The sequence below is a fragment of the Bacillus sp. MRMR6 genome (assembly GCF_001940785.1).
Classification (GTDB): Bacteria; Bacillota; Bacilli; order Bacillales; family Cytobacillaceae; genus Neobacillus.
On the sequence record NZ_MSLS01000002.1, the window covers coordinates 338,967 to 358,640 of the forward strand.

General features: G+C 38.2%; 17 protein-coding genes and 2 pseudogenes. 15 read left to right on the forward strand and 4 right to left on the reverse strand.

Translation table 11 applies throughout. From position 1 onward, the window contains the following. Window positions 1-152: 152 nt before the first annotated feature. A complete protein-coding gene (locus tag BTR25_RS03990) occupies window positions 153-524 on the reverse strand; it encodes a rhodanese-like domain-containing protein (protein WP_483295229.1) in 372 nt (123 codons plus the stop codon). Window positions 525-725: 201 nt separating this feature from the next. On the opposite strand from BTR25_RS03990, the gene BTR25_RS03995 reads away from it, so the two are divergent. After that, window positions 726-1,562: a lipoate--protein ligase family protein gene (locus BTR25_RS03995; protein ID WP_075686347.1), complete on the forward strand. Its 837-nt coding sequence runs from the start codon at window positions 726-728 to the stop codon at window positions 1,560-1,562. A gap of 38 nt (window positions 1,563-1,600) precedes the next feature. Here the strand turns inward: BTR25_RS03995 and BTR25_RS04000 are convergent, their stop codons facing one another. Continuing rightward, a complete protein-coding gene (locus BTR25_RS04000) occupies window positions 1,601-2,083 on the reverse strand; it encodes an SRPBCC family protein (RefSeq protein WP_075686349.1) in 483 nt (160 codons plus the stop codon). Window positions 2,084-2,450: 367 nt separating this feature from the next. Between BTR25_RS04000 and BTR25_RS04005 the strand changes: the two are divergent. The 7 genes and pseudogenes from BTR25_RS04005 to BTR25_RS04035 all read left to right on the forward strand — a co-directional run. Next, window positions 2,451-3,878 (forward strand): annotated as a pseudogene (locus tag BTR25_RS04005) (vitamin B12-dependent ribonucleotide reductase); the annotation flags it as partial. Window positions 3,879-4,064: 186 nt separating this feature from the next. After that, a pseudogene (locus BTR25_RS04010) lies at window positions 4,065-5,183 on the forward strand (vitamin B12-dependent ribonucleotide reductase); the annotation flags it as partial. 242 nt (window positions 5,184-5,425) lie between these two features. Then, the gene (gene copZ / locus BTR25_RS04015; protein WP_075686355.1) at window positions 5,426-5,632 is read left to right on the forward strand and encodes a copper chaperone CopZ; all 207 of its coding nucleotides are present in this window, start codon (window positions 5,426-5,428) and stop codon (window positions 5,630-5,632) included. Window positions 5,633-5,749: 117 nt separating this feature from the next. After that, a complete protein-coding gene (locus tag BTR25_RS04020) occupies window positions 5,750-6,424 on the forward strand; it encodes a response regulator transcription factor (protein WP_075686357.1) in 675 nt (224 codons plus the stop codon). Then, entirely contained in the window at window positions 6,425-7,807 is a 1,383-nt protein-coding gene (locus BTR25_RS04025; RefSeq protein WP_075686359.1) for a sensor histidine kinase, read from the forward strand. 99 nt (window positions 7,808-7,906) lie between these two features. Beyond that, window positions 7,907-8,620, forward strand: a complete 714-nt coding sequence (locus BTR25_RS04030) for a hypothetical protein (protein WP_075686361.1) — start codon at window positions 7,907-7,909, stop codon at window positions 8,618-8,620. A 68-nt stretch (window positions 8,621-8,688) separates the two neighbouring features. Continuing rightward, window positions 8,689-11,145 (forward strand): heavy metal translocating P-type ATPase, encoded by a 2,457-nt coding sequence (locus BTR25_RS04035; RefSeq protein WP_075686363.1) that lies wholly within the window; start codon window positions 8,689-8,691, stop codon window positions 11,143-11,145. Between the two features lie 92 nt (window positions 11,146-11,237). On the opposite strand, the gene BTR25_RS04040 is transcribed toward BTR25_RS04035, so the two are convergent. Next, the gene (locus tag BTR25_RS04040; protein WP_075686365.1) at window positions 11,238-13,034 is read right to left on the reverse strand and encodes an urease accessory protein UreH domain-containing protein; all 1,797 of its coding nucleotides are present in this window, start codon (window positions 13,032-13,034) and stop codon (window positions 11,238-11,240) included. Between the two features lie 228 nt (window positions 13,035-13,262). Here BTR25_RS04040 and splB point away from each other — a divergent pair, with 228 nt between their 5' ends. Both splB and BTR25_RS04050 read left to right on the forward strand, forming a co-directional pair. Further along, entirely contained in the window at window positions 13,263-14,288 is a 1,026-nt protein-coding gene (gene splB, locus BTR25_RS04045) for a spore photoproduct lyase (protein WP_075686367.1), read from the forward strand. An 81-nt stretch (window positions 14,289-14,369) separates the two neighbouring features. Continuing rightward, on the forward strand, window positions 14,370-15,254 hold the full coding sequence (locus BTR25_RS04050) for a patatin-like phospholipase family protein (RefSeq protein ID WP_075686369.1): 885 nt from the start codon (window positions 14,370-14,372) through the stop codon (window positions 15,252-15,254). A 21-nt stretch (window positions 15,255-15,275) separates the two neighbouring features. On the opposite strand, the gene BTR25_RS04055 is transcribed toward BTR25_RS04050, so the two are convergent. Next, a complete protein-coding gene (locus BTR25_RS04055; protein WP_254842621.1) occupies window positions 15,276-15,671 on the reverse strand; it encodes an SA1362 family protein in 396 nt (131 codons plus the stop codon). Window positions 15,672-15,949: 278 nt separating this feature from the next. On the opposite strand from BTR25_RS04055, the gene BTR25_RS04060 reads away from it, so the two are divergent. The 5 genes from BTR25_RS04060 (at window position 15,950) to BTR25_RS04085 (ending at window position 19,478) form a co-directional block, all read left to right on the forward strand. Continuing rightward, window positions 15,950-16,444: a YqhR family membrane protein gene (locus BTR25_RS04060; protein WP_075686373.1), complete on the forward strand. Its 495-nt coding sequence runs from the start codon at window positions 15,950-15,952 to the stop codon at window positions 16,442-16,444. A gap of 110 nt (window positions 16,445-16,554) precedes the next feature. Then, on the forward strand, window positions 16,555-17,616 hold the full coding sequence (locus tag BTR25_RS04065) for a M24 family metallopeptidase (protein ID WP_075686375.1): 1,062 nt from the start codon (window positions 16,555-16,557) through the stop codon (window positions 17,614-17,616). Window positions 17,617-17,635: 19 nt separating this feature from the next. Beyond that, on the forward strand, window positions 17,636-18,193 hold the full coding sequence (gene efp, locus BTR25_RS04070; RefSeq protein ID WP_075686377.1) for an elongation factor P: 558 nt from the start codon (window positions 17,636-17,638) through the stop codon (window positions 18,191-18,193). Between the two features lie 172 nt (window positions 18,194-18,365). Beyond that, a complete protein-coding gene (locus BTR25_RS28595) occupies window positions 18,366-18,815 on the forward strand; it encodes a PCYCGC motif-containing (lipo)protein (RefSeq protein ID WP_368482963.1) in 450 nt (149 codons plus the stop codon). Between the two features lie 9 nt (window positions 18,816-18,824). Beyond that, complete coding sequence (locus BTR25_RS04085) at window positions 18,825-19,478, forward strand: c-type cytochrome (protein ID WP_075686381.1); 654 nt, start codon at window positions 18,825-18,827, stop codon at window positions 19,476-19,478. Window positions 19,479-19,674: the final 196 nt, after the last annotated feature.

The window sequence follows — 19,674 nt, forward strand, 5'->3', positions numbered from 1 at the left end:
TTGTTGATATCATTCACTAATTTGTTGATATCGCTCAATAATTTGTTGATATCACTCACTAATTTGTTGATATCGCACCAATTATTGTAGAATTCCCAAAATCTCATATAAAAAGGACTCTGCTATGTGGCAGAAGTCCATTGGGGAAGCATTTATTTTTTGGTTTTTACTTTTCCTGACCATTTTTTGAACCCGCCTTGAAGCTGGGTTAACTGTTTGTACCCTTTACGGTTCAAAAATTGAGCCGCACGGCCGCTTCGCATACCGCTTTGGCAATATAAGTAAACAGGCAGATCCGGACGAATTTCCTTCATGCGTGTTTTCATTTGCGACATTGGGATATTACGGGCTCCTAAAATATGACCGCCTTCAAATTCATTCGGTTCACGAACATCGATTAGCTGTGCTTTTCGATAGCCTGCGCGAAACTCCTCTTCTGTTACCGTTTTAACGATTCTCTTTTGATGAAAATAATTAAAAGCGGCATAAGCTACAACCCCTAAAATGATAACGAGTAATACAATTAGTGAATCCAAATTCTTTTGCTCCTTTCAAGCTATACTGCACTAGTAATATTATATAAGTCTATTCTCTAAATATAAAGGCAAAAGACTAAATTATTTCCCTTCTCCTTTAAAAATTATAACAGATTCTTTCTATTTTGAATTCATATCAGATTTTGGTAGACTTAAAACAAATTAACAATTGAGAATGAGGTTTTACAAATGGCAAAAGAAGTTTGGCGTTTTATCGATTCTGGAAACAGCACTCCATCATTTAATATGGCATTAGATGAGGCATTGCTTGATTGGCATAGTCAAGGGAAATTCCCTCCCGTGATTCGCTTCTACGGATGGAATCCAGCCACTTTGTCAGTAGGGTATTTTCAGAACGTTGAAAAAGAAATTAATTTGGATGCAGTGAAAGCACTTGGGTTGGGCTTTGTAAGAAGGCCAACGGGGGGGCGTGGTGTGCTTCATGAGCATGAACTTACCTATAGTGTCATTGTTTCGGAAGAGTACCCAGAAATGCCAAAGACTGTTACTGAGGCTTACCGAGTGATCTCAGAGGGGATTTTAAAAGGTTTTCATCACTTAGGACTTGAAGCCTATTTTGCCGTTCCAAACACGGATGAAGACCGTGAAGCACTAAAAAACCCGCGTTCAGCGGTTTGCTTTGATGCACCCAGCTGGTATGAACTGGTTGTGGAAGGCCGAAAGGTAGCAGGCAGTGCCCAGACTAGACAAAAAGGTGTTATTTTGCAGCATGGGGCCATTTTATTAGATCTGGATGAAGATAAGCTATTCAGTGTGTTTAAATATCCAAATGAAAGAGTTAAAGAACGGATGCAAAAGGCTTTTAAGAGTAAAGCAGTTGCAATAAACGATATTAGCACGAAGCGTATAACACTAGAGGAGGCGAAAGAGGCTTTCTATAAGGGGTTTGCTGAAGGGTTGAATATTGAGCTCGAATCCTATCAATTAACTGAAGAAGAGCTAGCTTATGTTAATAAAATTGCGAAAGAGCGTTATGAAACAGACGAGTGGAATTTTAAAAGATAACATTGGGCGAACACATTTAATGGTGTTCGCCTTTTACTTTATTCAGCTGTTACATGCTCTACAGCCTCAATATATTTTGGGTACCAGCCTTCCCAATCATTCATTCTATTCTCAATTGACCGCCCATCTAGTAATGCTTTAATGACGTCTAAACAGACATGCCAGCCGGCCAAGTCTTTTGCTGTTTGGGGAGTAATGGATTTTATTTCTTCAGTAAAAACGAGTAAACACCCTTCCGTTTCTGGGAACAATTCGAAGCGCACAGTATCTTCCCACCAGGTAAATTTCAACACCGAACAAGTCTTCAACTCCAGAATAGTAAGATGGTCGAAGGTGCCGTCTCCCATGTCAAATGTAATCACTCCACCTTCGCGAAGTTCACCCATCCGAAGCTCAGTAAACCATTGACCTAATTTATCATTTTCAGTTAAATAGGCCCAGACCTTCTCCGCAGAATGGTTCATATATCGTTCAAATCGCGCTGTATAGCCCCTAGCATTTTTTTTGATTTCTGCTATCATTAAGAATCCTCCTCTTTCCATATTTATTTCTATTTTATTTTTTTAAATCCTTTAAATAATGAAGCTACTATTTATTTTAGCTGAAAATAAAATTCGCAACCCGCGAAATTTGTTAAATTTTCCTGTTTTCTGCCGAAAACCAAATGAAATCTTTGAATTGCTTAAGATACTAGTATATTTTACGTTTGACAAAAAGAAAGTTTTTTGTCTCAAACACAATATATAGTGGTGTCGAAAATATTTTAAGTACTATATATTGATTTAGTCTGCTTGTCTATGGTAACGTATGTATATCAAGTCAACTAGATATACCAAAATCTACTAGACTGACATACAAGATATAGAATGATTAGAAGGAGTTGTTTGCATGTCTGTAGTTTTTAGACAAAAAATGAATATTGATTTTGAAAGGTTAAATGAGGATATTCACTTGTTTCCGCAGGTGCACCCCGTAACCCCAGATATGAAAATAACTCATAAGGGTGTTTCACGCTTGGTCATGTTAGACCGTTACACCTTTAAAGACACTGCAAAAATAACCTTAACAAACGGTGACTTTGTTGTACTCACGATTAAAGAGGATCCTAAATTCCCAGCTCGCGGACTTGGATACATCATGGAAATAGATTGGGAGAGTAAAAAAGCAAAGGTTTTAGTGGAAGAGGAGTTTAGAGGTGTCTTGGATGACCCTGAGGGGATCATTTGGAGTTCACTTGACGTCATTGAAAAGCCGTTAGAGCTTTTCTATGAGCAAATTGCCAAACGAAATGCAACGGGCCTTGCTTCTGTTGAGAAGACAGAAGAGAAACGAAGAGAGTGGTTTGAAAAGTTTTATCAAGAGCTCGTATCATTGAATTTTATTCCTGCAGGCCGTGTTTTGTATGGTGCAGGGGCAAACACCGATGTTACTTTTTTTAATTGTTACGTGATGCCTTTTGTGCCAGATTCTCGGGAAGGGATTTCTGATCACCGTAAGCAGGTAATGGAAATCATGAGCCGCGGCGGTGGTGTAGGAACGAATGGTTCAACCTTAAGACCCCGAAACACCTTGGCAAGAGGCGTAAATGGTAAATCATCGGGTTCGGTTTCGTGGTTAGATGATATTGCAAAATTGACTCATTTGGTGGAACAAGGTGGGTCGCGCAGGGGCGCGCAGATGATCATGTTGGCGGACTGGCATCCAGACATTATTGAATTTATTATTTCAAAAATGCAAAATCCAAGAATTTTAAGATTCTTAATAGATAATACAAACGACGAAACGATTAAAAAGCATGCTAAAGATAAACTTAAGTTCACCCCACTTACACTACAAGAAGAAGCGATGTATCAAGGGATCATTAATTACAAGAGTATTCCTGGTTTAGGTGGATTTAGTGAAAGTATTATTGCAGATGCAGAAGAGAAGCTCAATACTGGTGGTAATTACACTGTGCATAATTCTGAATTCCTTACAGGAGCTAATATCTCCATTTGTTTAACACAGGAATTCATGGAATCTGTAGAAGCAGATGGTGAGTATGAGCTTCGTTTTCCATATGTAGAACATTACAATGAAGAGGAAATGAAAGTTTACAACGAAGAATGGCATAAAGTTGGCGATGTACGTGAGTGGGAAAAGCAGGGGCATAAAGTACGAGTTTATAAGAAAATTAAAGCAAAAGAGCTTTGGAATCTGATCAACATCTGTGCGACCTACTCTGCAGAACCAGGGATTTTCTTCATCGATAATGCAAACGACATGACAAATGCCAAAGCATATGGACAGCAAGTCGTTGCAACAAACCCGTGTGGTAAAGTGCTTGCCTCACGTTAAAAACTCGACCTAATTGACTTGGAACCTGACCACGTAATGGTGAAGGCAACAGGGCGGAACCCAGAAGGGACCGTGAGAGACTAAAGCGGTTGAGCCAGTATCCGGTATAGAAACGATACTGTAAGCGATAGTCCAATCCTCTTAGAAATAAGAGAGCGAGAATTGGAGCAACCACTCGCACCTTACTCTGTTTGTAACCTTGCAGCGGTCAATCTTGCAGAGATGGCTGATAAGGAAACGAAAACAGTGGATTTTGAAAAATTAAAGAAAACTGTAGCCGTAGGAGTCCGAATGCAGGACAACGTGATCAATGCTACTCCATATTTCCTTGAGGAAAACCAAAAGCAAGCTCTTGGTGAGCGCCGAGTTGGTCTTGGAGTGATGGGATTACATGACCTCCTAATCTACTGTGAAACTGAGTATGGTTCAGAAAAAGGCAACCTGATGGTTGACCAAGTATTTGAAACCATCGCAACAACTGCATATAGAACTTCAGTCGAATTAGCGAAAGAAAAGGGGAGCTTCCCGTTCTTAGACGGTGAAACTTCTGAGGATACAAACCGTTTAAGAAATGCCTTTATTAATACAGGATTTATGAGAAAAATGCCTGAAGACATACGTGACTCCATACTAGAGAGTGGAATAAGAAATTCACATCTATTAACTGTTGCTCCAACGGGGTCCACTGGAACAATGGTTGGTGTCTCAACTGGATTAGAACCTTATTTCTCATTCTCGTATTTCCGAAGCGGACGACTAGGAAAATTTATCGAGGTAAAAGCTGATATTGTTCAAGAATATTTAGATCAGCATCCGGAAACGGATCCGAATGACCTGCCAAAGTGGTTTGTTGCTGCGATGGAGCTTGCCCCAGAAGCACATGCAGATGTGCAATGTATCATTCAGCGCTGGATCGATAGCTCAATTAGTAAAACAGTTAATGCACCAAAAGGCTATAGCGTAGAACAAGTAGAAAAAGTGTACGAACGTCTTTACCGTGGCGGTGCCAAAGGTGGTACAGTTTATGTTGACGGCTCACGTGATTCACAAGTTCTTACACTCAAAGCAGAAGAAAATACGAACGAACAATTATCAATTTTTAATGAAAAGCCAAAGCAGCATGTCGTACTAGTCGATACCATCAGCGATCTTCGTTCAACGGACGTTACCATTGGCTCCGAAGTGGGTAACACGTGTCCCGTTTGCCGCAAAGGAAAAGTAAAAGAAATCGGCGGCTGCAACACTTGTACAAACTGTAATGCTCAATTAAAATGTGGTTTATAATCTAGAAGAAAAGGATGGGGAATTCTCCATCCTTTTTTCGAATTTACTAATAAAAATGACCCCAAATTGTCAAAATCAAAACGTTCATATGCCGTTTATCTTATTAATATTGATAATAGAGTTAATAATACATAAACAGCCAATCTGCCAATAAATGTTGTAAATATCACTTTACATAGGGTAGGGGGGTATAGTAAAATTGAGTCGTGATAAAAAAGCTTACTAAAAAGGGGAGTAGCAGAATGGAAAAAGTAACGTTAAAAGTACAAGGAATGTCTTGTGGTCATTGCGTAAAAGCAATCGAAGGCAGTGTGGGTGAACTTAGCGGTGTTAACTCCGTTAAGGTTAACCTAGATGCAGCAACGGTTGATGTAGAATTCAATCAAGAAGCTGTTACATTGGAAACAATTAAAGAAACCATCGATGACCAAGGCTACGACATCGTATAAAAAAGTAATACAAAGAAAAAGGCTGACACACAATTGTCAGCCTTTTTCTCTTTTTCCACTATACCTAGCTAGTATACTAACCTTAAGTAGTTACATTACAAAGCAGGGTGAAATCTTATGAACCATATATTGATCATCGAGGATGAAGAAAGTGTTTCCGTCGTATTAAAGGGTTATTTAGAGAAGGAAGGGTACAGTGTACAGTGTACCACTACAGGTTCGAGAGGCATTGAAAAGTTTAAGACAACGGATTTCAAACTTGTAATTCTCGATTTAATGCTTCCAGATATAAGTGGTGAAGATGTGTGCAAAATCATCCGTCAAACATCCGATGTGCATATTTTTATGCTGACCGCAAAGGGTTCTCTTAATGACCGAATTGAGGGCTTGAATATAGGCGCAGACGAATATTTAATTAAACCCTTTAGTCCTAGGGAATTGACAGCAAGAGTCAATGCACTATTTAGAAGATTAGGCTCGTCAAATGTCATCTATAACGATCGGTATCTACAAATTGATTGCGATAACAGAACGGTTAGCCTTCTCGGCAAAGATATTCCATTTACTCCTAGTGAATTTGATATTTTATGCACACTTGTGGCTAATAAGGGAAAGGTGTTATCAAGAGAACAGCTGATAGACAAAATCTTTGGTGTTGATTTTAACGGCTATGACCGTACCGTTGATGTCCATATCAAAAACATTAGAAAGAAAATCGAAACTGACACAAAGAACCCTAAATACATTGTAACAGTCATGAAAGCTGGATATAAATTTGGCGGGGACAAGTAAATGCAATCAATCAGCAGAAAATTAAGTATTTTATTTGTTATGTGTGCCATTGCTGCAATCCTACTCGTAACAGTGTTTGTAAATATAACAGTGACAAATAAATTTAATGACTATATGGAGGATAATCAGGAGAAAAGGTATGAGAGAATTGTCTCTTATTTTGAGGAAGCCTACAAAAAAAGAGGCAAATGGACGGAAGAGGCTGGTATTGAGTTAATGCACGAAGCAATTATGGGCAATTATTGCTTAACACTTTTAGACTCTAACAAAGAACCCGTATGGGGAATGGATCCAGGTGATTTACAAACTCAAATTCATGTGGGTGATATGCAAATGCCCATACAAGACCATGGAGTCTATACTACTAAGACCTTTGAAATTAGCATGGAAGGTAACATCGTAGGTTACGTTGATATCGGACAGTATTCATCAGTGCTGTTATCTAAAGAAGATGTTAATTTTAAAAAATCAATCAATAAAAGTATTATTGCTAGTGGTGTGCTTACTTTAATCATTATCAGTCTTCTAAGTCTCTATTATTCTAAGCAGTTTTCAGCTCCAATCAGAGATGTAGCAAAGATGTCTGTTAACTTATCAAAAGGCAAGTTTGATTCCAAGTCTAGCCTAATTAGTAACATAGAAGAGTTAGAAGATTTACGAAAAAGTGTAAATATCTTGGCTGAAAAACTAAAGTTTCAGGATACATTGAGAAAACGATTAGTTTCAGATATTACACATGAAATCCGCACACCGCTCAATGTTCTCCAAAACAATCTTGAGGCAATGATTGATGGTGTTTTTCCGGTAACAAATAAAGGCTTAGTTCAACTAAATGAGGAAGTCATTCGGTTTGGTAAATTAATAAACGACTTAAATGTCCTGAAAGAATTTGAATCAGAAAGTATCAAGCTAAACTATGAACCAATTATACTGGACCAATTAATTACGGATGTATGTATGGATTTTTATCAATCGGCTGAAAACAAAGGAATTAAGATTGAATACCAATTCCATCCAAATAAAGATTACTCAATTACAGGTGATAAAGACAAGATTAAACAAGTATTTATCAACCTTATCTCCAATGCGATTAAGTTTTCCAAAGGTGAAAGTAATGTGCAGATTCACCTCTATGAAAATCGAAAAAACATAATTGTTGTAGTGAAGGACCATGGGATGGGAATCAAAGAGGAAGATCTGCCGTTTATTTTTGAGCGTCTTTATCGAGGAGACAAAAGCAGACATCAAATAGAAGGAACTGGAATCGGCTTAACCATTGTCCAAAATATCCTAGAACTACACTATGCAAAAATTGAGATCGACAGTAAAGAAGGAAACGGCACAGAGGTTAAAATCTATTTTAATAAACAAATGGATTCCTAAACTGTGGCTAAAAAATGACATAGTCTATTTCTTCATATTGTCTACATAACAATTCTTTATTCTAAAGATGTAAACAATAGGTATAGGGAGTGTAGAAAAATGAAGAAGAAAATAGCCGCTTTACTAGTTTCAACCGCAATTTTAACAGTATTTACAGGCTGCAGCAGGCCCATAACAGGAGACGAACAAGCAGACAAAGCCCTAAATGCATTTAATGAGATCGTCAAAGCATATCCAGATAAAAAAGGGTATCATGAAGAACTGAAGCATTGGGGCTTTGAATTGCCAACGGGTGAAAAGTTTGAATGGAGTAAAGATATGTCGGCGAATAAAGCGGACTTTGCAATGGTAATGCTGGCCGATCCGTTAGTAGAGGCAGGGCTGGATATTAACAAGCTTGATCGTAATGAATGGTTATATGAGCCTGCAGGTAAAGATGATAAAGGCAATGAATTACCTAATAGATTAATCAAGCCGTTCAATGTCAGCGATAAAAAACAATCTTCAAATGGCTCCGAGGATTCGATGAGAAGGCTTTTAAAAGAAGCTACTGACAGTGTCAAATATCATGAAAATGAACAGCATTATGCCCTCATACTAGGAGAGGGAAATCAAGTTCAATGGACAGAAAAGCTGGGCTTAAATGATGCCGATATGATATTTGCCCTGAAGGCCGCCCCGCTTATTGACGCGGGTTTAGATATTAACAAGCTTCAGGACAGTGGCTGGGTATTTAAAGAAGCAAGTGATGACGATATGGGGATGGGACCAACCCCTGACCAGATTATTAGAATCTATGATATTAAAAACTAATTACTAAAAACATAGCCACCTCTTTATAAGGGGTGGTTTAACAACCATAGATAAAAGAGGTGAGAGGAATGGAACAGAGTTTGAAAATAGGCGGAATGACCTGTGCTGCCTGTGCCAAAAGAGTTGAAAAAGTTACTAGTAAGCTAGCCGGTGTACAAGAATCTAGTGTGAATTATGCAACCGAAAAACTGACCATTCAATTCGATGAATCAATTGTAACGATCCCATCCATCCAGGCAGCAATTGAAAAAGCTGGTTATGAGGCGATGGTTGAGTCTAGAAAAAGACAGTTGAAAATTGAAGGTATGACCTGTGTTGCCTGTGCAAAACGAATCGAGAAGGTAACAGGCAAGTTGGATGGTGTGTTAGAAGCTAATGTGAACTACGCAACTGAAAAATTATCAATCAGTTTTGAACCTTCTAAAGTGAGACTATCAGATATCAAGAATGCAGTAGAAAAGGCGGGATACAAAGCCATTGAAGAAGAAACCACTATTGATAGTGATAAGGAGAGAAAGGAGAAGGAAATCAAGCTCCTTTGGAAACAGTTTATTACCTCTTTAATTTTCACGGCACCACTTCTTGTGATCACTATGGGGCATATGTTTGGCGCTCCAATCGGGTTTACACTTCCAGAGTTTATCGATCCAATGGTGAATCCTTTAACATTCGCAATTGTACAGCTTATATTAGTTCTGCCGGTTCTAATAGCCGGAAACAAATTCTTTACAATCGGCTTCAGTTCCTTATTTAAAGGCAGTCCTAATATGGATTCGTTAATTGCTATTGGAACATCAGCAGCATTCCTATATGGGATATTTGCGATCTTTCAGATTTATGGCGGAAATATTGATTATGCTTACGATCTTTATTTTGAAGCAGCCGGGGTTATTATTACATTGATCCTATTAGGAAAATATTTAGAAGCGGTTACGAAGGGGAAAACCTCTGAAGCCATCAAAACACTAATGGGACTAGCACCTAAAACGGCAGTCATTATTCGAAACGGTCAAGAAGTTGAGATACCAATTGACGAAGTTGAAGTAGGAGACGTCATTGTTGTTAAGCCAGGTGAAAAAATGCCTGTTGATGGTGAAGTCATTCTAGGTGTGACATCGGTAGATGAATCGATGCTTACAGGTGAGAGCATGCCGGTTGAAAAGAATATCGGGGATAAAATAATTGGTGCAAGTATTAATAAAAATGGTGCAATTCAATACAAAGCAACTAAAGTAGGTAACGATACTGCCCTTGCTCAAATTATTAAACTAGTAGAGGATGCCCAAGGCTCAAAGGCTCCTATTGCGAAAATGGCTGATATCATTTCTGGTTATTTTGTACCGGTGGTTATTGCTATTTCAATTGTATCTTCCTTGGCATGGTATTTCTTAGCAGGTGAAACAGGTGTTTTCTCTCTAACTATCTTTATCTCTGTCCTTGTCATTGCCTGTCCCTGTGCCTTGGGGCTTGCGACTCCAACGGCAATTATGGTTGGAACGGGTAAGGGTGCGGAACATGGAGTATTGATTAAGAGTGGTGTTGCGTTAGAAACAGCTCATAAAATTAAAACAGTTGTATTTGATAAAACAGGTACGATTACAGAGGGAAAACCAAAGGTAACAGATATTATTACTTTAAATAGTATATCTAAAGAGTACCTGCTGCAATTAGCAGCTTCAGCTGAAAAAGGTTCAGAACATCCTCTTGGAGAAGCGATTGTCAAGGGTGCAGAAGATAAGGGTCTTATTTTTAAGAAATTAGACTACTTTAATGCAATTCCTGGTCACGGTATAGAAGTTAAGATAGATGAGCTCAATCTACTGCTAGGAAATAGAAAGTTGATGGTTGAAAGAAACATCTCGCTAGGTGATCTAGAAGAAACCTCTAACCAGCTGGCTGGTGAAGGGAAAACCCCTATGTATGTTGCGATAGACAATCAGATAGCTGGTATTATCGCTGTCGCAGATACAGTGAAGGATAATAGTAAAAAAGCAATACAGCAGCTTCATAAAATGGGAATTGAAGTTGCAATGATCACTGGTGATAATAAACGCACCGCAGAGGCAATCGCTAAGCAGGTCGGAATCGATCGGGTTTTAGCAGAGGTCCTTCCAGAAGATAAAGCAAATGAGGTAAAAAAGATTCAAGCAGAGGGCAGGAAAGTAGCAATGGTCGGTGATGGTATTAATGATGCACCGGCATTAGCACAAGCAGATATTGGTATAGCAATTGGTTCTGGAACAGATGTGGCGATGGAATCAGCTGACATTGTCCTAATGCGAAGTGATTTAATGGATGTACCTACAGCCATCCAGTTGAGCAAAAAGACTATTTCTAACATCAAGCAAAACCTATTTTGGGCATTCGGTTATAACACTCTTGGCATCCCAGTAGCAATGGGGATTCTCTACCTATTTGGAGGACCACTATTAAATCCAATCATTGCAGCCGCCGCCATGAGCTTCAGCTCAGTTTCCGTTCTACTAAATGCGCTGCGTCTAAAAGGTTTTAAACCAGTAAGATAAAACAAAAAGAGTTTAGGTAGCAGATACATTGCACCTAAACTTTTTTCTTGATGTGAAAAAAAACGGGATGGCAGCCCATCCCGTTTTAGAAATTATTTAAGGTACTTACCTCTAACAGCCTCTAAGTCAACCGAATTAAGGTCATCGACTACTTCAATTAGACCAATTAATTCTTCTTCATTCAGATAAATCGCATACGGAGCAGCTTTGTCGATCGTAAATTCAACTTCAACGATTCCATTTGTTCCGTTAAAACTAGTAACAATTTGTCTTGTATTTGAATTCATGATGAGGAAGTATCCATCAGCAGAATCAAAGGCAGATAAATCAAAGGTTACCTTTGTTTTCATTCCCAGGTTTGCCACCATTACAAGTGGATCTAATTCGTAACCAATACCTTTTATCCCTATTGTTTGCATATCATCTACTAGCTGAGCTTTTTTAATTAAACGTTCAGTAGCTACTTTACTCATATCATCACCATAAATACTTGGCTGTGATTGAACTGATGAATTTTCCTCAGCGGCAACGGCCGTATCTACTCCTGATCCATCACTGCTCGTAACTGAAATAGAATTGAGATCATCAACAACCTTAATAACTCCTCGTTTCATTCCCATCCAACAGCTGAAGTTTACATCACTTTCTCCGGGTGTGAATTCAATTAAATTATCTCCGCTTTGGAGCTTCTTCTCAATATTCATATCAGGGACAACGATGGCATTATTACAGCCCGTAATCTCCTCACCATCAATTACCCATTTAACAGGAATGCCCTTTTGTACATAGAGTGTATTTGGTGTATATCCTCTTAAGGTGGCAGACATATTTAAAACCTGTATTCCATCTTGGATCGTAGCTTTTATAACATTATTAGCAGATCCAGTAGAGGAAGCCGGTTCGCCAAAAGCTCCAACTCGATCCATAAGAGCGAGGGGACTCATATTCATCCCTGCGAGAGCAAGACCTCTATTACTCATGATCAGGCCAAGCATAATAATCAATACACCGCTAAATTTTAGGATCTGCTTTGTATATCCTTTACTTAATAAACCTGATAGTGCTCCAAAGGTAAGCATTAATGGTACCGTACCAATGGAAAACATAAACATTGATAAAGCACCGGCAGCCACACTGCCCGTTCCTAGTGCGAAGATTTGCATGGTTTGAAGGGGTCCGCAAGGCATAAATCCATTAAGAAGTCCAACAACAAACGGAGCTCTTTTGTTCATCACATTACAAGCGGCTTTTGGCAACGGAATTTGAATCTTCCGGAAGAACTTAAAACCTGCCATATTAAAGCCCATCATAATCATAAAAATACCAGCAAATAATTGCAAACCAGCTTTAGCCGTTAGTGAAAGAGCAAAAACGGAACCGACTGCTCCGATTACTCCTCCAAGAATTGTATAGGCTGCCACTCTTCCAAGGTTATAAAGGATAGCTGGACGCAGGGCCTCTAGTTTATTCTTACTCTCCTTTCTAATACTTTGTGAAAGCATGATCCCACCACACATACCAACACAATGCACAGAGGTTATAAGACCAACCACAAATAAGACTGCATAGGAAGCATTATTTAGGATTTCTTCCATATTATAACTGCCAGTATTCATGCCTAAAAGTACAACAGCGGCTACAACAATCATAATGCCCATTAATTTGTAGCTCTTTGGATTCTCTGTTCCATATCCTACACTCTGAATGGCAGCTTTGATTTCTTTCAGACTACATAGTTCATCATCAAATTCAATATCGGCAAATTGACCACTAAAACTTGCCTTTACATCGAGGATGCCATTTACTTTTTTTACCGTCCTTTCTACTCGCCTTTCACAAGATGTACAGGTCATATCATACACCTTAATGGTTTCTCTTCTTATACCCATAAAGTTCCCTGCCTTTACATGTTTATTACAATCAAATGATAGATAAAGTATAGAGAATTAATGTGTTGATGATATGAAGAAACGTTACATATAGGTGAACAATATGTAGACAAAATAGGGACAAATCGTGAAATAGAGTTCCAAATAAAGCAATATGGAAAAAACTTTATCTATTTAAGGTAAGTATTTGGAACCATACTACAAAAAAAATGTGAAAGTTGTGATGATATGGAGCCTTTTATGCCCCAGCTCGTTTACTTTGAACCGAAATCATTGGATTATCCATTAGGGAGGGAACTGAAAGAGAAATTTGAAAAGCTGGGTCTAGAAATTCGAGAAACGACTTCCCATAATCAAATCAGAGACCTGCCTGGTGATAATGAACTCCAGAAATATCGAAATGCAAAATCTACTTTAGTTGTAGGCATAAGAAAAACACTGAAATTTGATACATCTAAACCATCTGCTGAATATGCCATTCCGTTAGCCACTGGGTGTATGGGACATTGTCATTACTGTTATTTACAAACAACACTTGGCAGTAAGCCTTATATTCGAACCTATGTGAACTTAGAAGATATCTTTGAGCAGGCTCAGAAATATATGGATGAGCGAAAGCCAGAGCTCACACGATTTGAGGCAGCCTGTACCTCTGATATTGTAGGAATTGACCATCTTACCCATTCTTTAAAAAAGACCATTGAATTCATAGGTGAGTCAGATTTTGGCGAACTTCGATTTGTAACAAAATTTCATCATGTTGACCATCTCCTAGATGCTAAGCACAATGGAAAAACACGATTCCGCTTTAGCGTTAATTCGCGTTATGTCATCAAAAATTTTGAGCCAGGGACGTCTTCTTTTGAGGACCGGTTACATGCAGCCAGGAAAGTGGCTAAAGCTAATTATCCACTGGGCTTTATTGTTGCTCCCATATATATGCATGATGAGTGGCAAGAGGGGTATCGAGAGCTATTTGAGCGATTAAGTGATGAATTAGCCGGAGTTCATATCCCAAATTTAACCTTTGAATTAATCCAGCATCGTTTTACAAAGCCAGCAAAGAATGTTATCGCAAAAAGATATCCGAAAACAAAGCTTGAAATGGATGAAGAAAAGCGCAAATATAAATGGGGTCGCTATGGAATTGGGAAGTATGTGTATCCTGATGAAGCGGCTAAAGATTTGGAGAGTACCATTCGTCAATATATAAATGAGTATTTTCCAAATGCAATTGTCCAATATTTCACGTAAAAATTTTAACTTGTACATCGTACTATTTTTCACAATAGCCGCTTAAAGATATAACAATAAGTTAACCTTTAGGGGGCTTCCATGAAAATAGATGGTGTTTTTTCTGGTGGGGGAATCAAAGGTTTGGCACTAATAGGTGCTTTTGAAGAATTGGAGAAAAGAGGATTTCGTTTTGTTAGGGTTGCAGGAACCAGTGCTGGGTCAATTATTGCAGCGTTAATTGCTGCAGGTTATACAAGTAAGGAAATCTATCAGCTATTTGAAGAATTAGACATGAACTTGTTAATGGACCCTCGTAAATCTGTTATACCCTTTCCATTTGCTAAATGGTTATTTGTTTTTTGGAGGCTGGGTTTGTATAAAGGGGTTGAATTGGAGAAATGGCTTGAGGAGAAATTAGCTGCTAAGGGACTGAAGACTTTTTCCCAACTGCCGCCACAATCACTTAGAGTCATTGCATCAGATCTATCAAATGGCCGGTTGGTTGTACTTCCCGATGACTTAGTTAAGTATGGGATTTCCCCAGGCTCTTTCTCAATCGCTAAAGCCATTAGGATGAGTTGCAGCATCCCTTACTTCTTTGAACCAGTTAAATTAAAATCTGCTGATGGATTAAATGTATTAGTGGATGGCGCTGTCTTAAGTAATTTTCCAATGTGGCTTTTTGATAAAGAGAACATAAAGAAAGTTAGACCGGTAATTGGAATACAGCTGAGTCCACATGAATATGAACATGAGAGACACAAAATCAAAAATGGAATAAATTTATTTACAGCATTGTTTGAAACGATGATGGATGCACATGATTCGCGGTATATTTCAAGAAAACATGCTAAAAACATCATATTTGTTCCAACTGAAGGTGTGGTAGCAACCGAGTTTAACTTAACAGATGAGAAAAAGCAGATGTTGCTGAATGTAGGGAAAGAGTCAGCTCAAAAGTTTTTCAAATCTTGGAGTTATTAGGTAGAAAAAGAAAATCGAGCTCTATAATGATGCTCGATTTTTCTTTTTGCCTTTTTTTCCGTCTATTACCGTTAAATGGACTGGAGATTTCTTTTTTGTTTTTTTATTTTTCCTTAAGGATGATAACGAACCTAGTGAAGCACTTTTGGCGTGAGGTTCAGCACTTTTATTATGCAAGCGTTTTTTTGACTTTTTAGCGGCTTTAATAAATGCCTGCTGCTCTTTTTTCTGAGGATTTGCTTTTGTAATTTGCCGGTAAATAAAGTAAACCACCAAACCAACTAGTGCAATGATTACTACATTTTTCAGGAAACCTAATGGATCTTTTGTAAAACTACCGATAATACCAATTAATCCTAAAATAATTAGACTGCCAACCAAAAAAGGAACGGATATCCGATTTTTCAAGAAAGCCACCTCCCTAAGAGCATCATAAGCATTTTTTACCAATTTTAAACATTAAGAAATAGAGATTTTGATTAATTAAGGAAATTCCTTTTTTCGAGCATACAAGCATGGAAATGATGATTGACCTTAAAACTGTATGTACTTACTTTTATTCTACTTCAAATTAGARAAAACCTCTAGAATGACATACTATTTCCATTTAAATAATTATTTTATGAAAGGTTACGGTTATCTAAGGGCATAATATAGTGAAGTTTCAACATTATCGTTAAAGGGAGGATGCTTCCATGACAACTGTACAAAAAAAGAAAAATTATCCGAAACCAATGTCATTTGTGGCAATGGTTTTTTGGACAGGATTATTTGGAGGGCTTTTCTGGGGGACAATAGGCTTATTAGCATATTATTTCAATTTTACAGAAATTCGGCCCAATATCATTTTGGAGCCATGGGCATTAGGAAAATGGAAATTCCAATGGCTTGGTACGTTAATCTCACTTATATTGCTTGGGGTATTTTCTGTTGCAATGGCGTTTGCTTATTATCTAGCTTTAAAAAAGTTTAATGGGATATTGTTTGGTTTAGGATATGGTATTGTCCTATTCCTGCTAGTCTTTGTCGTATTGAATCCAATCTTTCCAAGTATGAAACCATTTCTTGAGTTAGGATTGAATACTCTTGTTACCACGGTCTGTTTATATATGATATATGGGTTATTCATCGGATATTCCATTAATTATGAGTATCAAAATAATAAGGTGGAAGAAGAACCAGTATCATAACGTTTTATTAGTAGTAGGTGGGATAGCGCTGTGTTAAAATATATATTGGTGTCATGCTAAAAAGGTTAATGGAGCAGGTCGCCATTTTCAAAAAGGGGGAGTGAGATCAAATGGAGAAAATAGAAAAATTAAGGGCGAGTTTCTCTACACTTGGCATTGATGGGATGTTAATTACAAGTCAATTTAATCGTCGCTATTTAAGCGGCTTTAGCGGTTCATCAGGAGTTGTTCTAATTAGTGCGGACCGAGCACAATTTATTACAGATTTTCGTTACATAGAACAGGCGGCAAAAGAGTGCCAGGGATTTGAAATTGTTAAACACACTGGTACCATACCTGAAGAGGTAGCAAAACAAGCAAAAGAGCTTGGTATTCAAAAACTCGGTTTTGAAGAAGAGCATCTAACTTTTTCTTCCTATAATGTTTATAAGAAAGCAGTAAATTGCGAGCTTGTACCCGTTTCAGGTGTAATTGAAAAATTACGCTTGATTAAGACGGATGCAGAGATTAAGATATTAAAGGTGGCTGCTGACATTGCGGATGCAGCATTTAAACATATTTTGGATTTTCTACGTCCAGGTAGAACTGAACTTGAAGTATCGAATGAGCTTGAGTTCTTTATGAGAAAGGCTGGGGCAGTGTCCTCTTCATTTGATATTATTGTAGCATCAGGATATCGTTCAGCCCTTCCACATGGGGTAGCTAGTGGTAAAGTAATCGAAAAAGGTGACTTTGTAACGCTTGATTTCGGAGCTTACTATCAGGGGTATGTGTCAGATATTACAAGAACGGTGGCAGTAGGTGAACCTGAGGAAAAACTAAAGGAAATCTATGCTATTGTTCTAGAGGCTCAATTAAGAGGTATGGCTGGAATAAAGCCAGGAATCACAGGTAAAGAGGCAGATTCACTAACGAGAGATTACATAACAGAAAAGGGTTATGGAGAATACTTTGGACACTCGACAGGTCATGGAATTGGGCTGGAAGTTCATGAAGGTCCTGCTTTATCTTTCCGCTCGGATTTAGTTTTAGAACCAGGTATGCTCGTGACTGTTGAGCCAGGTATTTACATCCCGGGTCTTGGCGGAGTTCGAATCGAGGATGACACTCTTATTACGAAGGAACACAACGAAGCCTTAACTCATTCTACCAAAGAACTTATCATTTTGTGATTTACTAGGAGGATAAACAATGATTTCTGTTAACGATTTTAAAACAGGGCTAACGATTGAAGTGGATGGCGGCCTTTGGCGCGTATTGGATTTCCAACACGTAAAACCAGGAAAAGGTGCCGCATTCGTTCGATCAAAGCTTCGTAACCTCCGTAATGGAGCGATTCAGGAGAAGACGTTCCGTGCTGGTGAGAAAGTAGAAAAAGCTCAAATTGATAACCGTAAAATGCAATATCTTTATGCTAGTGGTGAACAGCATGTATTCATGGATATGGAATCTTACGAACAAGTGGAGCTTCCTGGTGACAATATCGAGTATGAATTAAAATTCCTAAAAGAAAACATGGAAGTTCACATCATGATGTTCGGCTATGAAACACTTGGTGTTGAACTGCCAAACACTGTTGTCCTAGAAGTAACGGAAACAGAGCCAGGAATTAAAGGCGACACATCTTCTGGCGGAACAAAATCAGCAACACTTGAAACGGGTCTTACTGTTCAAGTACCTTTCTTCATTAACCAAGGTGACAAATTAATCATCAACACAACAGAAGCATCTTACGTATCACGTGCATAGTAAATAGCCTTAGTCCTATATCGGGATTAGGGCTTTTTCGTGCTTCATTATATTTATACTCTATCTATTGTGAAAACTTCACTAAATAGTAAGAATTGGAACCATCTTGAGAGAAAGTAATTTGTTAAAATAGAAATGAAATATATTACTCTAGCAAAGGGGTGACATAAAAGTGAAAAAAATTCCAGCTCTCGTAATGCTTTTCACCGCTGTTATTTTTATACTAGCTGCTTGTAACAATTCTAAGGAGGCAAATGTTGCTTTAGACAAAAAGCATGCTCCTCTACCAGATTATGTACTGAATTCATCGGAACTAATTCAGGAAACCTATATTATGGTTACTAACTACCCAGAGGTAGTAGCAGGTGTTCCATGTTATTGTGGCTGTTATCTGGAGGATGGTCATATGAGTAATCTTGATTGCTATATTGACCAATTTGGTGAAGATAATGCAGTAATCGCCTATGACTCGATGAGTATAGCCTGAGACGTCTGTATCGATATCGCCCGGGAGGCGGTAGAAATGCATCTTGACGGTAAAGAACCTAAGAAAATCTATGACTTAATTACTAAGAAGTATGCAGATTTTGGAGAACCGACTCCAACACCTGAACCTAAGTAAGGGATGCCTATGAAGAAGATATTATATAGTTTATATCTAATTATTATTATTGGAAGTATAGTCTGCATAGTAAATAGTGATATATTTGCTAGTGAAAAATCCGAGGCAATCGCTTCGGGGGAAAAAATATATAACCAGCAATGCTTAATTTGTCACGGTGAAACAGGTAAGGGAGAAGGCAAAAATGCTGGTACCAGCATTAACAATCAACACTATTTGAATTCTGTCTTGGATCAAGATATCTATAACAGCATCAAATATGGAAGAGAAGGCACAGGCATGCCTGCCTACGGTCCAAGGCTTACTGAAAAGGAATTAAATCATTTAGTTGCCTTTGTAAGAGATTGGCAGACTAAAGAAATCGAATTTGATGTTCCGCCAACAATTGCTGGAAACGCAGAAAATGGTCTAAAGCTTTACAATTTATATTGTTTAACCTGCCACGGAGAGAATGGTGCTGGCAAACTAAAGATGGGAACAGCTCTTTCAAACCCACAGTATTTGGAATATACAACCGATCAGCAAATTTGGATTGGTACAGCGTACGGACGAGAAGATACCAGAATGGGCCCTTCACTAAAAGGCCTTGACGGAATTCGACAATTAACAGAGGATGATATTTCTGATATTGTTACCTATATTCGTTCGTTAGAAGTTAAATGACTCTGCAAGGAGAAACCCCTAAATTCACATGAATTTAGGGGTTTTCTTATACTGCTAAGGAAAATGTGAACAATTTGTGGTGGTTTTTTGTCGAAAACGTAACGATTTTTCGGCTTTTACAAAATGTTCAAATGTGAATCAACAATAGGGTACTGATTAGGATTATATTTATTTCAAAGAGGGCTATAGTGAAAAA